Here is a 17,458-nt window from a genome sequence, read left to right on the forward strand (position 1 = left end):
CATCCCCTCGAACGCGTCGGCGTCGGCCGGGGTGCTCTCGGCGGCGCCGCAGTCGGCGTTCTCGCGCGGGTAGTCGACGGAGAAGTAGAGCAGGTCGCCGCTGACCGACACGTCCCCCTGCCCGCCCGGGCACAGGACGGTGGTGACGAGTTCGGGCTCCTCCGGTTCGGAGATGTCGTAGACCGCGAACCCGTTGTAGTTGCCGTCGATGGCGTAGTCGCCGGTGAAGGCCAGGTCCGAGTTGTAGGCCGAGGTGCTGTCGAAGCCCTCGGGCTTGGGGAGGTTGGCCAGGTGCTCGATGTTGCCGCTCTTGTCGGTGCCGCTCCCGTCGGTGTCCGCGGCACCGGCGGCGGGGGCGAGGCCGACGGCGAGGGCGGCCGCGCCCGTCAGAGCGATGCCGAGGCGCGCGGCGCGCGCGAGCGGGGAACGCCGGGGCGGCCGGGGGGATGTCGGCATCCGGACTCCTTCGTCGATGAGAGCCGAAAACAGGGGCAAACTACCTAGACCGGTCCCCTCCTGTACAGAGGGGTAATCCGGACCGCTTCCGATTCGACACGGTGCGCGGTTCCCCCGTCGCCGGTGCACACCGCGGCAATCCGGCCGCGATCCGGGAATGTGCGCACGCCGGAACGGGTGCGCGTGGGCCCACCGGGTCCCCGGCGGCGCCGCACCGGCCCCGCACCTGCTGCCCGGGTTTCGGACGGGAGCGAACCGACGTTAGGACGTCTGTATCCCGGCACCGATGTCCGGAACACGGCCCAGGGCGGGCGGCCGCGGGCCGGGGCCCGGATGCACTGGAGCGGTCCGGGCCCCGGCGGGGACCTCAGGCCCCCGGTGCCTCAGTAGCGGACCTGGTTCTGCGGGTTCAGCTCGTCGAACCGCACCTTCTCAGCGCGCTTGAGCCGCTTGTCGTCCAGGCGGATGACGTCGAACCCGCGGGTGCGCTCGGCCGAGTAGACGTAGCCGTTGTAGTAGTACGCCGACCAGCTTCCGCCGCGCACCAGCTCGGTGCCGGACACCGGGCCGCGGTCGAAGTAGGCGATCTCCTTCGGGTTCTCCAGGTCGTTGAAGTCGATGACCGACACCCCGCCCTGGTACCAGGACTGCACGAAGTAGTTCTTGCCCTTCACCGGGATCAGCGAGCCGTTGTGCGCCACGCAGTTCTCGGTGTCGCCCTGGTGCCGCGGGATCTTGTAGTAGCTCTTGAACGTCAGCTCCGCCTTGGCGGGGCGATCGCCCTTGCCCTTCTTGCTCTTCAGGCCGTAGATGGCGTCCGCGCCGCGCTCCGGGCCGGTCTCGGCGTTGCAGGTGGCCGCACCGCCGCCGCCCAGCTCGTCCGTGAAGATGACCCCGTCGCCCTTGTTGGTGAACGTCGCCGAGTGCCAGAACGCGAAGTTGTCGTCCCGCACCGTCTCGACCACCTCGGGGTCCAGCGGGTCGCTGATGTCCATGATGATGCCGTCGCCCATGCAGGCCCCGGCCGCCAGGCCCTTCTCGGCGTAGACGGTGATGTCGTGGCAGCCCTGGGTGGGCCGCAGCAGCCCGTCCTGGTCGTGGTTGCCGCCGTCGGGGAACAGCACCGGCTGGGCGACGACCGCGGCCTCCTGCGGGTCGTCCTTGGGGACCTCGACGACGGAGACCTTGTCGTGCGGCGGTCGGCAGTTCGGGTACCGCTCCGACGGCGCGTACGACGACACGTAGATGTAGTCGGTCTCCTCGCCCTGGACCAGCGAGTTGGTGTGCGACCCGCAGTCCGTGCGCACCGACGCGATGTACTCGGGGTTCGCCTTGTCGGAGATGTCGAACACCCGGATGCCCTCGAAGGCGTCCGGGTCCTCGGGGGTGCTCGCCGGGGCCCCGCACTCGTCGTTCGCCCGCGGGTACTCCACGGAGAAGTAGAGCAGGTCCCCGCTCACCGACACGTCGGCCTGGCCGCCCGGACACAGCACCGCGGCGGTGATCTCGGGCGCGGAGGGGTCGGAGACGTCGTGGATGACGAAGCCGTTGTAGTTGCCGACGATGACGTGGTCACCGGTAAAGGCCAGGTCCGAGTTGGTGGGCTCGAACCCCTCGGGCTTGGGCAGGTTGGCCATCAGCTCGACGTTGTCGCTCTTGTCGATCTCGTCGACGGGGGTGTCCGCCTGGGCCGGCAGCGCGGAGGCGGTCAGCCCCGCGGCGGCCAGCAGGGTCACGGCCGTGCTCAGCACGCGCCGACGCAGCGGGCGCCTCGTGGACACCCGGGGGGATCTCGGCATGAGGGCTCCTCATCGTCGCCACACCGAAGGTGAACACGAAGAAGATACATATCCACACGAACCGCGACCATGAGTAAAAACGACATAAATCATCACACAGAGCGATAGCGGCAGTTCAGTACGCGCATGCACCGCCCGCCACCATGCGGTGACGGGCCGGATACTGGACAAACCGGCCCCGCGGACAGTAGACATCCCGAAGCGGCCGACCGCCGCGCTTCCCCCGCCGAGAGGAGCCCCCCGTGCCGCGTCACACCCTGGCGCTCGGAGCCGCCCTCCTCCTCGCCGCGGCCACCGCCTGCTCGGGCGGCGCCTCCGGCGACGAGCCCGACGTGCTCATGCCGGGCGGCCCCGGCGAGTCCGCCTCGCCCGCCTCCCAAGAGCAGATCGAGGCCGCCAACCAGGAGATCACCCACAACGAGGCCGACGTGGTGTACGTGCTCAAGATGATCGAGCACCACAAGCAGGCCCTCGACATGACGGCGATGGTCCCCGACCGGGTCGACGACGGCGACGTGGAGAAGATCGCCGACCGCATCGAGGACGCCCAGGGGCCCGAGGTCGAGGCCATGGAGGCCTGGCTGGAGACCAACGTCTACGGGCCCGCCGAGGGCAACCCCAACTACGCCGACTCCTGCGGCCTCACCCAGTGGCGCGAGGGCGAGGCCGGGGTCGAGGACGGCGGCGGCCACCACGGCGGCGGCCTGGCGGCCTGCCCCATCGAGGTCGACCACACCGATATGCCGGGCATGCTCGTCCAGGAGCAGCTCGACGAGCTGGAGGCCGCCGAGGGCCAGGAGTTCGACGAGCTGTTCGTCGAGCTGATGACCGAGCACCACCAGGGCGCCATCGAGATGGCCGAGGACGTCACCATCGACGGCAAGGACACCGACGTGCTGCGGATGGCCAACGACGTCATCGCCGAGCAGCAGGCCGACATCACCCGCATGGCGGAGGCCCTGGAGGACTGACCGGGGCGGCGCCGCGGCGCGGGCGGCGCGGGGGACCGCCGCCGAAGGGGCGGAAAAGCCCCCCGGGGACGGCGAAAAACGGCGGAGCACGGCTGAGGACGACGAAGGAGCGGCCGCCCCTTCCCCAGGGGCGGCCGCTCCCGTAGGCGTGCGGCCTCGCCGATCGGCCCCGCGGGCGCTCAGGGCGCCCGCCGCGCGGCCGTCAGGCGCTCTTCTCCTCGGGCTCGTCGCCCGGGTTCACACGCGGGACGATGGTGGGGTTCACGTGCTCCAGCACCGCCTCGCGGGTGATGATCACCTGGCCGACGTCCTCCCGGCTGGGGACCTCGTACATCACCGAGAGCAGGACCTCCTCGATGATGGCCCGCAGCCCGCGCGCGCCGGTGCCGCGGATGATGGCCTGCTCGGCGATGGCCTCCAGGGCGTCCTCGCTGAACTCCAGCTCCACGTTGTCCAGCTCGAACAGGCGCTGGTACTGCTTGACCAGGGCGTTGCGCGGCTCGGTGAGGATGCGCACCAGCGCCTCGCGGTCGAGGTTGTGCACGTTGGTGATGACCGGCAGCCGCCCGACGAACTCCGGGATCATCCCGAACTTCAGCAGGTCCTCGGGCATGGCGTCGGTGAACAGGTCCTCGGCCTTGTGCTCGGAAGGGGTGCGCAGCACCGCGTTGAAGCCCATCCCCTGCTTGCCGACCCGCTGGTCGATCACGCGCTCCAGCCCGGCGAAGGCCCCGCCGCAGATGAACAGCACGTTGGTGGTGTCGATCTGGATGAACTCCTGGTGCGGGTGCTTGCGCCCGCCCTGCGGGGGCACGCTGGCGGTGGTGCCCTCCAGGATCTTCAGCAGCGCCTGCTGCACGCCCTCCCCGGACACGTCCCGGGTGATCGAGGGGTTCTCGCTCTTGCGCGCGACCTTGTCGACCTCGTCGATGTAGATGATCCCGGTCTCGGCCTTCTTGACGTCGTAGTCGGCCGCCTGGATCAGCTTGAGGAGGATGTTCTCCACGTCCTCGCCGACGTACCCGGCCTCGGTGAGCGCGGTGGCGTCGGCGATGGCGAACGGCACGTTGAGGATCTTGGCCAGCGTCTGGGCGAGCAGCGTCTTGCCCGAACCCGTGGGGCCCAGCAGCAGGATGTTGGACTTGGCGATCTCCACGTCCTCGTCGCGAGGGCGGTCGCCGTCGGACTGGACCCGCTTGTAGTGGTTGTAGACCGCGACCGACAGCGCCTTCTTCGCCTGCTCCTGGCCGATCACATAGGAGTCGAGGAACTCGTAGATCTCCCGCGGCTTGGGGAGGCTGTCCCACTTGAGCTCGGTGGAGTCGGCGAGCTCCTCCTCGATGATCTCATTGCACAGGTCGATGCACTCGTCGCAGATGTACACACCCGGGCCGGCAATGAGCTTCTTCACCTGCTTCTGGCTCTTGCCGCAGAACGAGCACTTCAGCAGGTCTCCACCGTCGCCGATGCGTGCCACCCAGCCACTCCTTAAAACGTAGGCCGCCCCGTCAACGGCGCCCGTGCGCCCGCTGCGCGGTCCGCGGTACGAGGCGTCCCCAGCGGGCCTATCCGCTCTTGCAGGATATGCCCTTTGGCGCCGACTCCGTGCGGGGTGATCTGTGCGTCGCTCTTAACGAGCGTAAGCGAAGAGGGAGACCGGCTTCACCACCCGATCGCCCGCGGCGTGTGGGGCCGGGGCCCCGCGGACGGCCCCGCGGGCCCTGACGGGCCCGCGGACACCGCCTACTTCAGGGAGGTCTTGCGGTACGGCAGCACGAAGTCGACGATGCCGTAGTCCTTGGCTTCCTCCGCGGTGAGGATCTTGTCCCGCTCGATGTCCTGCGAGATCTCCTCCTCCGACTTGTCCGTGTGCTTGGCCAGCGTGGACTCCAGCTGCTTGCGGATCCGCATGATCTCGTTCGCCTGGATCTCGATGTCGCTGGCCTGGCCGCGGGTGACGTCGGTGGCGGGCTGGTGGATCAGGATCCGCGCGTTGGGAAGGCACCCGCGCTTGCCCTTGGTCCCCCCGGCCAGCAGCACCGCGGCGGCGGAGGCCGCCTGGCCGATGCACACCGTCTGCACGTCGGGGCGGACGAACTGCATGGTGTCGTAGATCGCCATCAGCGACGTGAACGACCCGCCCGGCGAGTTGATGTACATCTGGATGTCGCGGTCGGCGTCGATCTGCTCCAGCGTGAGCAGCTGCGCCATGATGTCGTTGGCCGAGGTGTCGTCGATCTGCACGCCGACGAAGATGATCCGCTCCTCGAAGAGCTTGTTGTACGGATTCATCTCCTTGACGCCGTACGAGGTGCGCTCGACGAACGACGGAAGGATGTAGCGGTTCTGCGGGCTCGGCGGAGCCATGCCTCCGGCGCCGAACGCCTTGTACTCGTACTCGTTCATGTTCTGGCCCTCCACATGCACCGTACTTCGGGGGTAACCGGTCCCGGACTCCTCAGGCGTGACGCGGCCCCTCAGGACTGCCCGGAGACGTCGAGGGTGCCCTCCAGCACCTCGTCGATGAACCCGTAGTCCTTGGCCTCCTGGGCGGTGAACCAGCGGTCCCGGTCGGAGTCCTTCTCGATCTGCTCCACCGTCTGGCCGGTGTGGAAGGCGATGCGCTCCTGGAACATCCTCTTCACGTACAGCAGGTCGTCGGCGAGGATCCGGATGTCGGAGGCGGTGCCCCCGATCCCGCCGATCGGCTGGGGGGTCATCNGGTGCATCATCACGCGGGCGTGGGGCAGGGCGAAACGCTTGCCCGGGGCGCCGGCGCACAGCAGGAACTGGCCCATGGACGCGGCCATGCCCATGCTGACGGTGCGCACATCGTTGGGGATGTACTGCATGACGTCGTAGATCGCCATACCGGCGGTGACCGAACCGCCCGGCGAGTTGATGTACAGCGTGATGTCCCGCTGCCGGTCCTCGGCGGACAGCAGCAGCAGTTCACCCACGATGCGGTTGGCGATCTCGTCGTCGACCTGCTGGCCGAGGAAGATGATGCGCTGGCGCAGCAGACGCTGCGACGTCTGCTCGAACACCGGGGGAATAGGCGACTCGGCCGTACGGGCTTCGACTCGCGTGGACTCGTTCTGGGTCGGCGGCACTCTCGTCACCTGCTCCGAAATCGAAACGGTTGCGACGCTTGCGACACTAACGCTCTTCGCGGTCCCGCTCGCACGCTTCGCGGGCCTGTTCGCTTTGAGCGCATGGGGGCGGCCCGGAAGGCCGCGTATTCCGCAGAAAGCGAACGGGCCCCCGGCCCGCGCGCACGGCGCGGCCGGGGGCCCAGAGCGTCAGGGCGAAAGCCTTACTCGGACTTCTCGTCCTCGGCCTGGGCCTCGGACCCCTCGGCGGCCGGGGAGTCGGCGGCGGCCTCGGCCGGGGCCTCGGCCTCCTCGTCGCCGCCCTGGGCGGTCTCGACGGGGTTGCCGGACTCGTCGGTCACCTTGGCCTTCTCCAGCACCAGGTCCATGGCCTTGGAGCGGACGACCTCGGTGTAGGCGATCTGCAGCTGGTTGGACTGCACCAGGTGCTGGGCGAGCTGGTCGGGGGAGACGCCCATGCGCTGCGCCTGCTCGACGACGTAGGCGGTCAGGTCCTCCTGGCCGGCGGACAGCTCCTCCTGGACGGCGAGCTGGTCGAGGACGAAGCCGGCCTTGACGGCCGAACGGGCGCTGGTCTTCAGCTCCTCGTCGAACTCCTCCTCGGACTGGCCCTGGGACTCCAGGTAGGACTCCTTGGTCAGCCCGCCCTGCTGGAGCTGGTTCTCCAGGCTCTGGCGGCGGCGGTCGACCTCCTCGTCGATGACCGAGTCCGGCAGCGGGATGTCGACCGAGTCGACCAGCTTCTCCATGGCGCGGTCGCGGGCCTGGGAGAGCTGCTGGACGCGGCGCATCTCGCCGAGGCGGTTGCGCACGTCGGCGCGCAGCTCCTCGATGGTGTCGAACTCGCTGGCCAGCTGGGCGAACTCGTCGTCCAGCTCCGGCAGCTCCTTGACCTTGACGCTGTGCACCGTGACGGTGACGTCGGCGTCCTTGCCCTCGTGCTCGCCGCCGACCAGCTTCGTGGAGAAGGTGGCCTCCTCGCCCTCGGACAGGCCCGTCAGAGCCTCGTCCAGGCCTTCGAGCATGGTGTTGGTGCCGACCTCGTAGGAGACGCCGCTGGCCTGGACGTCCTCCAGCTTCTCGCCGTCGACCGCGGCGGACAGGTCGATGGACACGTGGTCGCCCTCGGCGGCCGGGCGCTCGGCGCCGACCAGGGTGGAGAAGCGCTCGCGCAGGTTGCCCAGCTGGTCCTCGACCTGCTCGTCGCTGGCCTCGGCGTCGTCGACCGTGACCTCGATGCCCTCCCAGTCCGAGACCTCGAACTTGGGGCGGACGTCGACCTCGGCGGTGAAGGCCAGCTCGTCGTTGTCCTCCAGCTTGGTGATCTCCACGTCGGGCTGGCCGAGCGCGAAGACCTCCTCCTTCTGGATGGCCTCGTTGTAGAGCTCCGGCACGGCGTGGTTGACCGCCTCGCTGATCACCGCACCGCGGCCGACGTAGCGGTCGATCAGCCGGGCCGGCGCCTTACCCGGGCGGAAGCCCTTGATCCGGACCTGCTTGGCCAGCGACTTGTAGGTCACGTCGAAGGCGTGGTCCAGCTCCTTGAACGGAACCTCGATGGTCAGCTTGACCCGGGTCGGGCTGAGCTCCTCGACATCGGTCTTCACGGGGCGGTACTCCTAGATTTCCGGCTGTTTTCCGGGACGACCCGGCACGCAGGGCACGACGCAAGGCCGCGGTGTCCGGGACGGCACCGGCCGAGCAGTCAGTGATCCGAGCCGCGGGGCCTTGAGCCGGGACCTGAACCCGGTCCCTCAACTCGTCCCCCCTGCTGATCACACCAAGTCTAGGGCAGAGCAGCGGGGGCTCACGGCCTTCGGGAGCCGCAGCGCCCCCGGACCTGGAGCCATAGACGTCTCGTCGGGGAGGCGGGATTCGAACCCGCGGCCTCATGCTCCCAAAGCATGCGCGCTAACCAAGCTGCGCTACTCCCCGTACTCCTCGCGCCGGCCGCGCCGTCCGGGTGTACGACCGACGCTGCGGAGACTGTAGTCTTGTCCCCGTCGGCTCAACGAGTCTAGAGGAAACTCAGAGGGACCGGAGCCACGCGGGCGTAGTTCAATGGTAGAACTCCAGCCTTCCAAGCTGGCCATGCGGGTTCGATTCCCGTCGCCCGCTCCGCACACGGCCGAGGCCGGGTCCGTACGGACCCGGCCTTCGTCGTTTCGCGGCCCCGCCGCCGGTCCGGGTGTGGGCACCGCCTCATGGGCGCGCGCCGATGGGTGGACCGTGCGTGGGGAATGGCCTTCCTCGGGGATATGTTGGTTCGGGCGGACGAGCCCCGCCCGCGGCCGCTCCGCGTCCGGTCGATCGTGTGAAGGTGTGCAGATGCCCATGGAGGTTCCCGCGCTGACGGCCCGCTGGATCGCCGGGCCGCCGGGGGGTGCGTCCCCGGCCGTGGTGACCGGGGTGTTCGACGTGCTGCACGTGGGGCACCTGCGCTTCCTCTCCTCCATCCGCGACCGCGGCCTGCCCCTCGTCGTGGGTGTGGAGGACGACCGGCGGGTCAGCGCCTGGAAGGGCCCCGACCGGCCCGTCAACCCCGACGAGGAGCGCGCCGAGCTGCTGGCCGCCCTGCGCTGTGTCGACGGTGTGTTCATCGTCTCCGGCCCTCCCGAGGTCAACGGCTGGGACGCCTACGCCGACCTCCTGCGCCCGGTGGACCCCGCCGCGCTCGCCATCACCGCCGGAGACCCGCACACCGACGCCAAGCGGCGCGGGGCCGAGGCCCTCGGTGCCGACTTCTGGGAGCTCCCGCTCACCCGGGGGCGCTCCACCAGCGCGACGCTGAACCGCCTGTCGCCCAGTCTCTGAGCGCGCGCCCGCGGGACACGGCCGCGGGGCACGGCCGCCGGGCGCCGCCGGCCTTCGCCGCATGGTGAAGGCCGGTACCGGCCGCTTATTCCCGCTCACGGCATGGGCTTCGCTCCTGCCCGATCCGGGAACAGGCCGCCTTCCGGGGCTGTTGACGACGCTGCAGGGCGGCGCCGGGTTCGCCGCGCCTCCGCTGCTGTCCGCGCGTTGTCCCGAAGGCGAATGAGGTCGATATGGCGATGATGGGCGGGGGTGGGCCCCCGATCTACCGCTCCTTGGTCAACGACGGGAGCGCGAAGCAGAGCGCGCTGCCCAAGGGCCTCGCCCGGCGCATCGTGGGCTATGCCCGCCCGCATTCGCGCTCCATCGTGCTGTTCGTGCTCGGCACCTCGCTGGCGTCGGCGATCGTGGTCGCCAACCCGCTGCTGCTCAAGCAGATCATCGACCAGGGCGTCGCGAACCGGGACACCGGACTGGTGGCGTCCCTGGCCCTCGCCGTGGCCGGGCTGGCGGTCCTGGAGGCCGTACTCAACCTGGCCAACCGGTGGATGTCCTCCCGGATCGGCGAGGGCGTCATCTACCTGCTGCGCACCCAGGTGTTCTCGCACGTGCAGCGGATGCCGCTGGCGTTCTTCACCCGCACCCAGACCGGGTCGCTGATCAGCCGCCTGAACACCGACGTGGTGGGCGCCCAGCGCGCCATCACCTCGGTGCTGCAGTCCATCGTGTCCAACCTGATCAGCACGGTGGCGGTGCTGGCCACCATGTTCGTGCTGTCCTGGCAGATCACCCTGGCGGCGCTGGTGCTGGTGCCGCTGTTCCTCATCCCCGCCAAGCTGATCGGCCGCCGCCTGGCCGGGATCTCCCGCGACGGGATGAACCTCAACGCCGAGATGAGCTCGCTGATGACCGAGCGGTTCAACGTCGGCGGGGCGATGCTGGTCAAGCTGTACGGGCGCCCGGAGGAGGAGGCCGCGGCCTTCTCCGCCCAGGCCGGGCGGGTGCGCGACATCGGCATCACCCAGTCCGTCGTCGGCGGCCTGCTGTTCACCCTGATCGGGCTGATCACCGCCCTGGCCACCGCCGTGGTCTACGGGGTGGGCGGCGCCCTGGTCGTCGGCGGCGCCTTCGAGCTGGGCACCCTGGTGGCGCTGGCCACCCTGCTCACCCGCCTGTACGCGCCGATCACCGCGCTGTCCAACGTGCACGTGGAGGTGATGACGGCGCTGGTCAGCTTCGACCGCGTCTTCGAGGTGCTGGATCTGAAGCCGATGATCGACGAGGCGCCCGGGGCGCGCCCGCTGCCGGAGGGGCCGCTGGACGTGGAGTTCGACGGGGTGTCCTTCCGCTACCCCACCGCCGCCGAGTCCTCGCTGTCCTCCCTGGAGCTGACGCCGCAGGCCGAGGCCGGCGGCGACACCCAGGTGCTCAGCGGAGTGTCGTTCACCGCCCCGGCCGGGTCGCTGGTCGCGCTTGTCGGCCCCTCCGGCGCGGGGAAGACGACGCTGACCCACCTGGTGTCGCGCCTGTACGACCCGACCGAGGGCGCGGTGCGCCTGGGCGGGACCGACCTGCGCGGGGCGACGTTCGACTCGGTGCGCGACGCGGTCGGCGTGGTCACCCAGGACGCCCAGCTCTTCCACGACACCGTGGGCGCCAACCTGCGCTACGCCCGGCCGGAGGCCTCCGACTCCGAGCTGGTGGAGGCGATGCGGGCGGCGCAGCTCGGCCACCTGCTCGACACCCTGCCGGACGGCCTGGACACCATGGTCGGCGACCGCGGCTACCGGCTCTCCGGCGGCGAGAAGCAGCGGCTGGCCATCGCGCGGCTGCTGCTCAAGCGCCCCTCGGTGGTGGTGCTGGACGAGGCCACGGCGCACCTGGACTCCGAGTCCGAGGCGGCGGTGCAGGAGGCGCTGGCCACCGCCCTGGAGGGCCGCACCTCCCTGGTGATCGCCCACCGGCTGGCGACGGTGCGCGAGGCCGATCTGATCCTGGTCATGGAGGACGGGCGGATCCTGGAGCGGGGCACCCACGACGAGCTGCTGGCGTCCGGCGGGCTGTACACGGCGCTGTACCGCACCCAGTTCGCCTCCCAGGAGAAGTCCCGGGCCTGAGAAGCGGCGCCGGGAGGGACCGGTGCCGGAGGGGGGCGCCGGGGACGGGGGNCCCCTCCGGCGTTCCCGGCATTCCCCCGCCCGCCCGAGATTCAGATCACGCAGAAATTCAGTTGCCGCATTTTTGCAGAGTCTGCAATATAGAGGGTGGCAGGGGACGGCCCGACTCCGACGGGGGGACCACCATGGGACTGCGGGAGCGCAAGAAGCGCGAGACCCGCCGCAACCTGCACCGCGAGGCGGTGCGGCTGGTCCTGGAGCACGGGCTGGACGCGGTCACGGTCGACGACATCGCCGCCGCCGCGGACGTGTCCTCCCGGACCTTCTTCAACTACTACGCCTCCAAGGACGACGCCCTGGTCGGCGACGGCCCCCTGGGCCCCTCCGAGGAGGGCCGGGCCGTCTTCGTCTCGGGCGGGCCCACGGGGGACCCCGTCGACGACCTGAAGGCCTACCTGATGACCTTCGTCGGCGACGATCCGGAGGAGCACCGCACGGCCATGCGGGACCTGTTCCAGCGCAAGCGGCTGGTCCAGCAGGAGCCCGCGCTCATGCCGCGCGTCATGGCCCGCTTCGCCGAGACCGAGCAGCGGGTCGCCGCCGACATCGCGGCGCGGCTCGGCGACGGCGACGCCGAGGGCACGCGGGCCCAGCTGGGGGCGCTCATGGCCACCACGCTGATGCGGTTCACCATGCACCGGCTCAAGGAGTCCGGGCACGGCCCCTGCGACCCGGCGCCCGAGCCCGAGGATTTCCGGGAGGACCTGGAGCGCGTCATGGACGAGACGTTCCAGGCCTTTCGGGAGTTCTTCGTGCTCCCCGCCGAGCGGGCCTGAGGCGGCCCCCTCACCCGTCCCGGCCCCACCCACCGAACCGACGCCGCGCCCGCCGGGGCGGCGTCCGAACCATCCCACGGGGAAGCGAGATCCATCCATGACCACCACCGGCACCGGGGACCCCTCGGCACCGCCGAGCCGCGCGGGCGGCGGGAGCAAGAAGCCGCACGTCGGCTGGGTGTTCTTCAGCGTCATGCTGACGATGCTGCTCGGCGCGCTCGACCAGACGATCGTGTCCACCGCCCTGCCCACCATCGTGGGCGAGCTCAACGGGCTGGAGCACCTGTCCTGGGTGGTCACCGCCTACATGCTCGCCGCGACGGTGGGCATGCCGATCTACGGCAAGGCCGGTGACCTGTTCGGCCGCAAGAACGTCTTCATCTTCGCCATCGTCATGTTCCTCGCCGGGTCGGTGCTGTGCGGCATCGCCCAGAACATGCCGCAGCTCATCGCGTTCCGCGCGCTGCAGGGCATCGGCGGCGGCGGTCTGATGATCACCGCCCAGGCGATCATCGCCGACGTGGTGCCCGCCCGCGAGCGCGGCCGCTACATGGGCCTGATGGGCGGCGTGTTCGGCCTGGCCTCGGTGGCCGGCCCGCTGCTCGGCGGCTTCTTCACCGACCACCTGGACTGGCGGTGGATCTTCTACATCAACCTTCCGCTGGGCGCCGCCGCCCTGGCGGTCGCGGCCGCCGTGCTGCACCTGCCCAAGCCGGACGGGCCCCGGCCGCGCCTGGACTACCTGGGCACGCTGCTGCTGGCCGCGGCCAGCGTGTGCATCGTGCTGTTCACCAGCTGGGGCGGCGGTGAGTACGACTGGGGCAGCCCGGTCATCATCGGCCTGGCCGCCGGGGCGGTCGTCAGCGCCGCGCTGTTCGTGCTGGCCGAGCGCCGGGCGAGCGAGCCGATCATCCCGCTGTCGCTGTTCCGCAACCGCGACTTCGTGCTCACCGCGCTGATCGGGATCACCGTGGGCATCGCGATGTTCGCCACCGTGTCCTACCTGCCGACCTTCCTGCAGATGGTCAACGGCGCCACGGCGACCGAGTCCGGGCTGATGATGGTCCCGATGGTGGCGGGCATGCTGACGGCCACCATCACCACCGGGCGGCTGATCTCCTCCACCGGGCGCTACAAGGTCTTCCCGATCGCGGGCACCGCGGTGATCATGGTCGGGCTGGCGCTGCTGTCGCGGATGGACGCCGACACGAGCTACCTGTACAACGCGGCCGGGATGCTGGTGATGGGCCTGGGCGTGGGCATGGTGATGCAGAACCTGGTGCTCATCGTGCAGAACGCGGCCCCGGCGCGGTACCTGGGCACGGCGACCTCGGCCAACAACTACTTCCGGCAGATCGGGGCGTCGTTCGGCATCGCGGTCTTCGGGTCGATCTTCGTCGGGCGGCTCAACGAGCGGGTGGCCGACCTGCCCGGCGGCGGGCTGCGGATGCAGGGCGGCGAGGCCGGGATCAGCTCGCTGACCCCGGACATGCTGCAGGCCCTGCCGCCCGAGGTGCGCGACTTCGTGGTGCACGCCTTCGCGGGTGCGCTGCCCCCGGTGTTCCTCTACGGGGTGCCGATCGTGGCGGTCGGGTTCGTGCTGTCGCTGTTCATCAAGGAGAAGCCGCTGGCGACCACCTTGGACACGGGCCGGGGGGCCGAGTCCGAGGACGGCGGTCCGGACGGGGGCGAGCCGGAGAAGGTGGCGGCGCCCGCGTAGCCGCGGCCTGGTCCCCGGCGTCCGGTGAGGGCGCCGGAGGGGCGCAGAGGTGAGGAGAAGTGGGGTGGAGCGGGGGCCCACCTCACTTCTTCTTTTTCTTCTTCCCCTCGGCCTTGCGGGCCTTGCCCCCCTTGGCCTTCTCGGGAGATGCGCCCTTCTCGCCCGCCTTGCCCTTGTCCCCCTTGCCCCCCTTGGAGGCCGCGGCCTTCTTCTCCTTCTTGTCCTTCTCGGCCTGTTTCCGCTTCCTCTTGAGCTGCTTCTTCAGCTTCTTCTTCTTGGGCTTCTTCGCGTCCTTGGACGTGAGGTGGGGCTGCAGCGGCTCGGGCACCGGCGCCGCCCCCGGACCGCCCCGGAAGATCCAGTCGTCGAGCTCGTCCACCAGCCGGTCCTCGGTGAAGTCGCCCAGCCACACCGGCCGCCCGCCGTCGGCCCGCCCCTTCGACGAGGGCTGCACGACCACCACGTTGGCCTTGAAGCAGATCCCCAGGCACTTGCTGACCCGCACCGGGACCGACCGCCCTTCGTGGTCCTCGATCCCGCTGAGCCGTTTGAGCTGCGCCTTGTGGTCCACCCCGGGGACCTTCTTCTTGGTCCCGCAGCAGCAGCCCCGGCACACGACGAGCTTGCACGGCTTGTCGGATGGGTCCCCTACCACCTTCTCGCGCCCCTTCCGCGCCGATCGCGGCGCGATGTGCCCACTGTCGCCTCCCACGGTAAATGCGCAGGTCGACCGTGCGACCACCGGGCCGGTCCGGGCGCCGGGGCCGGGGCGGGCGGGGCCGCGCCCCCGTCCGCCCCGGCGGTAGGGTGATCCGGCGTCCGACAGGCCAGCGAGCGAGAGAGGGCGGTGACCCCGTGGCCGCCGACGAGTGCGACCGGAACGTTATCGACGCCGACGCGGTGGACCTGGTCCGCACCGGCAAGCTCCTGCTCGACCGGGTGTCCCTCGCGGTGCGGCCGGGCGAGCACTGGGCGCTGCTCGGCCCCAACGGCGCCGGGAAGACCACCCTGCTCACGCTCCTCGGTGCGCGCGCCCACCCCACCCGGGGCTCCGTGCACGTGCTCGGGCACCGGCTCGGCCGGGTGGACGTGCGCGAGCTGCGGGCGCGCATCGGCCACGTCGACCCCCGCCACGACCTGCGGTCGGCGCTCCCCGCGCACGAGGTGGTGCTGACCGGCGCCACCGGCAGCATCGAGATCCCGCCGCGCTGGGAGCCCGCGCCGGGGCAGGCCGCGCGCGCCGGAGAGCTGCTGGCCCTGCTCGGGGCCGCCGACCGGGCCCAGGACCCGTGGACCACGCTCTCCCAGGGCGAGCGGGGGCGGGTGCTCATCGCCCGCGCGCTGATGGCCGACCCCGACCTGCTGCTCCTCGACGAGCCCGCCACCGGCCTCGACGTGGCCGCACGCGAGGGCCTGCTGGCGGCGGTGGACCGGCTGCGCGCCGCGCGCCCGCACCTGGCCACCGTGATGGTCACCCACCACCTGGAGGAGCTGCCCGCCACCACCACGCACGCGCTGCTGCTGCGGGCCGGGCGCACGGTGGCGTGCGGCCCGGCCGACGAGGTGCTGACCTCCAAGTTCGTGTCGGAGTGCTTCGACCACCCGATCGAGATCGAGCGGCGGGCGGGCCGCTGGAGCGCCCGCGCGGCGGGCGCGGGACCGGTCGGCACCGGCTGAGCGGCCGTCCGGGCGCCCGCCAGGGAACTCGCCCGAGCACAGCGCGGCGCCCGGGGCGTCGGCCCCGGGCGCCGAACCCTTCTCGGCGTGCGCGCGTGCGCGCGGCGGCTCCCCGTCAGCTCTCCTTGCCGCCGTCCTCGCCGCGCTGCTTGGCCGCCTGCTTGCGGAGGTACTCGGTCGCCGCGCCGCCGGCCTTGTCGATCTTGTCGTCGTGCGCGCCGCCGGTCTTCTCCTTGGCGAAGCCGGTCGCCTTCTCGACCCCCTCGGCGAGCTTCTCACCGTGGTCCGCGGCGGCCTTCTTGGCCTTGTCGAAAGCGTCTCCGATTCCGGACATTCCGTCCCCCTTCGGCGCGTCCGGCCAGTGTCTCTCCGTCATCGATACCCGGAGGCCCCGGCGGTCATGCCCGGCGGCGGGCACGGACGCGCCGACGGCCGGGAGGCGGCGGGCCCGGCGGCGCCGGGGGTGGCGGCCGCCCCCGCGGGGCGCACCCGCCCCGGCGGCCTCAGATGTGCAGCACCAGCCGGGCGATGTTGAAGTAGATGAGCAGGCCGGTCGCGTCGACCAGGGTGGCCACCAGCGGCGCCGACACCACGGCCGGGTCCACCCCGACGCGGCGCGCCAGCAGCGGCATGCAGCTCCCGATCACCGCCGCCCAGGTGCAGATGGCGATCACCGACCCGGCCACCACCCCGGCGATCACCGTGCCCACCAGGGCCGAGCCGATCACCATCGCCACGGCGGCCAGCATCAGCCCCAGCAGCAGGCCGACCCGGGCCTCCTTGCCCGCCACCCGGGGCAGGTCGCGCACCCGCACCTCGCCCACGGCCAGGGCGCGCACGATGGCGGTGGCCGACTGCGAGCCGACGTTCCCGCCGGTGCCGGTGAGCATCGGCACGAACAGGGCCAGCGCGGTGACCTGCTCCAGCGTCGCCTCGTAGGCCTGCATGACGTTGACGGTCAAGGTGGCGGCGACGATGAGCAGCAGCAGCCAGGTGGCCCGGGCGCGGGCCAGCCGCACCACGCTCGCGGCCACGTAGTGCCCGGCCACCGGGCTGGCACCGGACTGGCGGGCGAAGTCCTCGGAGTCGGCGGCCTCGATCAGCTCCAGGGCGTCGTCGAAGGTGAGCAGCCCGACGAAGCGCTCCTCGGAGTCGACCACCGGCAGCGCGACCAGGTTGGCCTCCTGCATCAGGCGGGCGGCGTCCTCGGCGGGCTCGGTGGCCCGCACCCGCGGAACCAGGACGTCCACGACGTCCTTGAGCGGGGTCTCGTCGTCGGCGCGCACCAGGTCGGCCAGCTGCACGGTGCCGTCGAAGCGGCGCCCGTCGGCGACGACCGGCAGGGTGTAGACCGTCTCGGCCTCGGCGCTCTTGGCCCGCACCACCTCCAGGGCGCGGCCCACCGACAGGTCGCGGTGCAGGATCACCGTCTCCGGCGTCATGTACCGGCCGACCGAGCCCTCGGGGTAGCCGAGCAGCGCGGCGGTCATCTTGCGCTCGGCGGGGCTGAGCCCGGCCAGCGCGCGGGTGGCGATCTTGGCGGGGGCCTCCCCGATCAGCCGGGCGCGGTCGTCGGGGTCCATCTCCTCCAGCAGGTCGTGGAAGGCCGCGTCCCGCAGGCCGACCAGGATCTCCTGCTGGTGGACGGGGTCGAGCTCCTCGAAGACCTCCAGCTCGCGGTCCTTGTCCAGGAGCCGGAAGGGCACGATCGCCCGGTGGCTGTCCATGCGTTCCAGCTCGTCGGCGATCTCATAGGGGGCATGGCTGGCCAGCCATAGGCGGATTCCGGTGAGGTCGTTCTCTTCGATCAGCCGGATGAGCTCTTCGCCGTTGTCCTCGTCGGCCACGCCGAGCACCCCCTTCGCTCCCTCGTCCGTCGGCGCGTTCCGGGCACGCGCGGGCCCGGGGCGGGCACCGTGCGACACTACCCCCGCGCGGGGGCCCACCCGGGAACG

14 protein-coding genes, 2 tRNA genes and 1 pseudogene are annotated in these 17,458 nt (G+C 71.1%); 7 read left to right on the plus strand and 10 right to left on the minus strand.

Annotation, left to right across the window (positions count from 1 at the left end):
• Together D476_RS34445 and D476_RS0124910 are read right to left on the minus strand one after the other, a co-directional pair.
• Nucleotides 1-456, minus strand: a pseudogene (locus tag D476_RS34445) (hypothetical protein); the annotation flags it as partial.
• Between the two features lie 383 nt (nt 457-839).
• Complete coding sequence (locus D476_RS0124910) at nt 840-2,255, minus strand: LVIVD repeat-containing protein (RefSeq protein WP_026123835.1); 1,416 nt, start codon at nt 2,253-2,255, stop codon at nt 840-842.
• A 242-nt stretch (nt 2,256-2,497) separates the two neighbouring features.
• On the opposite strand from D476_RS0124910, the gene D476_RS0124915 reads away from it, so the two are divergent.
• Entirely contained in the window at nt 2,498-3,226 is a 729-nt protein-coding gene (locus D476_RS0124915; protein ID WP_017626637.1) for a DUF305 domain-containing protein, read from the plus strand.
• A gap of 202 nt (nt 3,227-3,428) precedes the next feature.
• Here the strand turns inward: D476_RS0124915 and clpX are convergent, their stop codons facing one another.
• The 5 genes from clpX to D476_RS0124940 all read right to left on the minus strand — a co-directional run bounded on the left by clpX (nt 3,429) and on the right by D476_RS0124940 (nt 8,274).
• On the minus strand, nt 3,429-4,703 hold the full coding sequence (gene clpX, locus D476_RS0124920; protein WP_017626638.1) for an ATP-dependent Clp protease ATP-binding subunit ClpX: 1,275 nt from the start codon (nt 4,701-4,703) through the stop codon (nt 3,429-3,431).
• A 266-nt stretch (nt 4,704-4,969) separates the two neighbouring features.
• On the minus strand, nt 4,970-5,632 hold the full coding sequence (locus tag D476_RS0124925) for an ATP-dependent Clp protease proteolytic subunit (RefSeq protein WP_026123836.1): 663 nt from the start codon (nt 5,630-5,632) through the stop codon (nt 4,970-4,972).
• 71 nt (nt 5,633-5,703) lie between these two features.
• Entirely contained in the window at nt 5,704-6,282 is a 579-nt protein-coding gene (locus D476_RS0124930; protein WP_083939627.1) for an ATP-dependent Clp protease proteolytic subunit, read from the minus strand.
• Nucleotides 6,283-6,542: 260 nt separating this feature from the next.
• Entirely contained in the window at nt 6,543-7,946 is a 1,404-nt protein-coding gene (gene tig, locus D476_RS0124935) for a trigger factor (protein WP_017626641.1), read from the minus strand.
• A 253-nt stretch (nt 7,947-8,199) separates the two neighbouring features.
• Nucleotides 8,200-8,274, minus strand: a tRNA-Pro gene (locus tag D476_RS0124940).
• 112 nt (nt 8,275-8,386) lie between these two features.
• On the opposite strand from D476_RS0124940, the gene D476_RS0124945 reads away from it, so the two are divergent.
• The 5 genes from D476_RS0124945 (at nt 8,387) to D476_RS0124965 (ending at nt 13,826) form a co-directional block, all read left to right on the plus strand.
• Nucleotides 8,387-8,457: transfer RNA gene (locus D476_RS0124945), tRNA-Gly, on the plus strand.
• A 210-nt stretch (nt 8,458-8,667) separates the two neighbouring features.
• Nucleotides 8,668-9,153 (plus strand): adenylyltransferase/cytidyltransferase family protein, encoded by a 486-nt coding sequence (locus D476_RS0124950; RefSeq protein WP_017626642.1) that lies wholly within the window; start codon nt 8,668-8,670, stop codon nt 9,151-9,153.
• Between the two features lie 233 nt (nt 9,154-9,386).
• Nucleotides 9,387-11,270, plus strand: coding sequence for an ABC transporter ATP-binding protein (locus D476_RS0124955; RefSeq protein WP_017626643.1), 1,884 nt, complete (start codon nt 9,387-9,389; stop codon nt 11,268-11,270).
• Between the two features lie 185 nt (nt 11,271-11,455).
• Nucleotides 11,456-12,106 (plus strand): TetR/AcrR family transcriptional regulator, encoded by a 651-nt coding sequence (locus D476_RS0124960; protein ID WP_017626644.1) that lies wholly within the window; start codon nt 11,456-11,458, stop codon nt 12,104-12,106.
• A 97-nt stretch (nt 12,107-12,203) separates the two neighbouring features.
• Nucleotides 12,204-13,826, plus strand: coding sequence for an MDR family MFS transporter (locus D476_RS0124965; RefSeq protein ID WP_017626645.1), 1,623 nt, complete (start codon nt 12,204-12,206; stop codon nt 13,824-13,826).
• A gap of 82 nt (nt 13,827-13,908) precedes the next feature.
• Here D476_RS0124965 and D476_RS0124970 read toward each other — a convergent pair whose 3' ends face one another.
• Nucleotides 13,909-14,397 (minus strand): hypothetical protein, encoded by a 489-nt coding sequence (locus D476_RS0124970; RefSeq protein WP_017626646.1) that lies wholly within the window; start codon nt 14,395-14,397, stop codon nt 13,909-13,911.
• Nucleotides 14,398-14,681: 284 nt separating this feature from the next.
• On the opposite strand from D476_RS0124970, the gene D476_RS0124975 reads away from it, so the two are divergent.
• Entirely contained in the window at nt 14,682-15,503 is an 822-nt protein-coding gene (locus tag D476_RS0124975) for an ABC transporter ATP-binding protein (protein ID WP_017626647.1), read from the plus strand.
• 115 nt (nt 15,504-15,618) lie between these two features.
• Here D476_RS0124975 and D476_RS0124980 read toward each other — a convergent pair whose 3' ends face one another.
• Nucleotides 15,619-15,837, minus strand: coding sequence for an antitoxin (locus D476_RS0124980; RefSeq protein WP_017626648.1), 219 nt, complete (start codon nt 15,835-15,837; stop codon nt 15,619-15,621).
• 169 nt (nt 15,838-16,006) lie between these two features.
• Complete coding sequence (mgtE, locus tag D476_RS0124985) at nt 16,007-17,359, minus strand: magnesium transporter (RefSeq protein WP_017626649.1); 1,353 nt, start codon at nt 17,357-17,359, stop codon at nt 16,007-16,009.
• Nucleotides 17,360-17,458: the final 99 nt, after the last annotated feature.

The sequence above is a fragment of the Nocardiopsis chromatogenes YIM 90109 genome, from assembly GCF_000341185.1.
Taxonomy (GTDB): domain Bacteria; phylum Actinomycetota; class Actinomycetes; order Streptosporangiales; family Streptosporangiaceae; genus Nocardiopsis_A; species Nocardiopsis_A chromatogenes.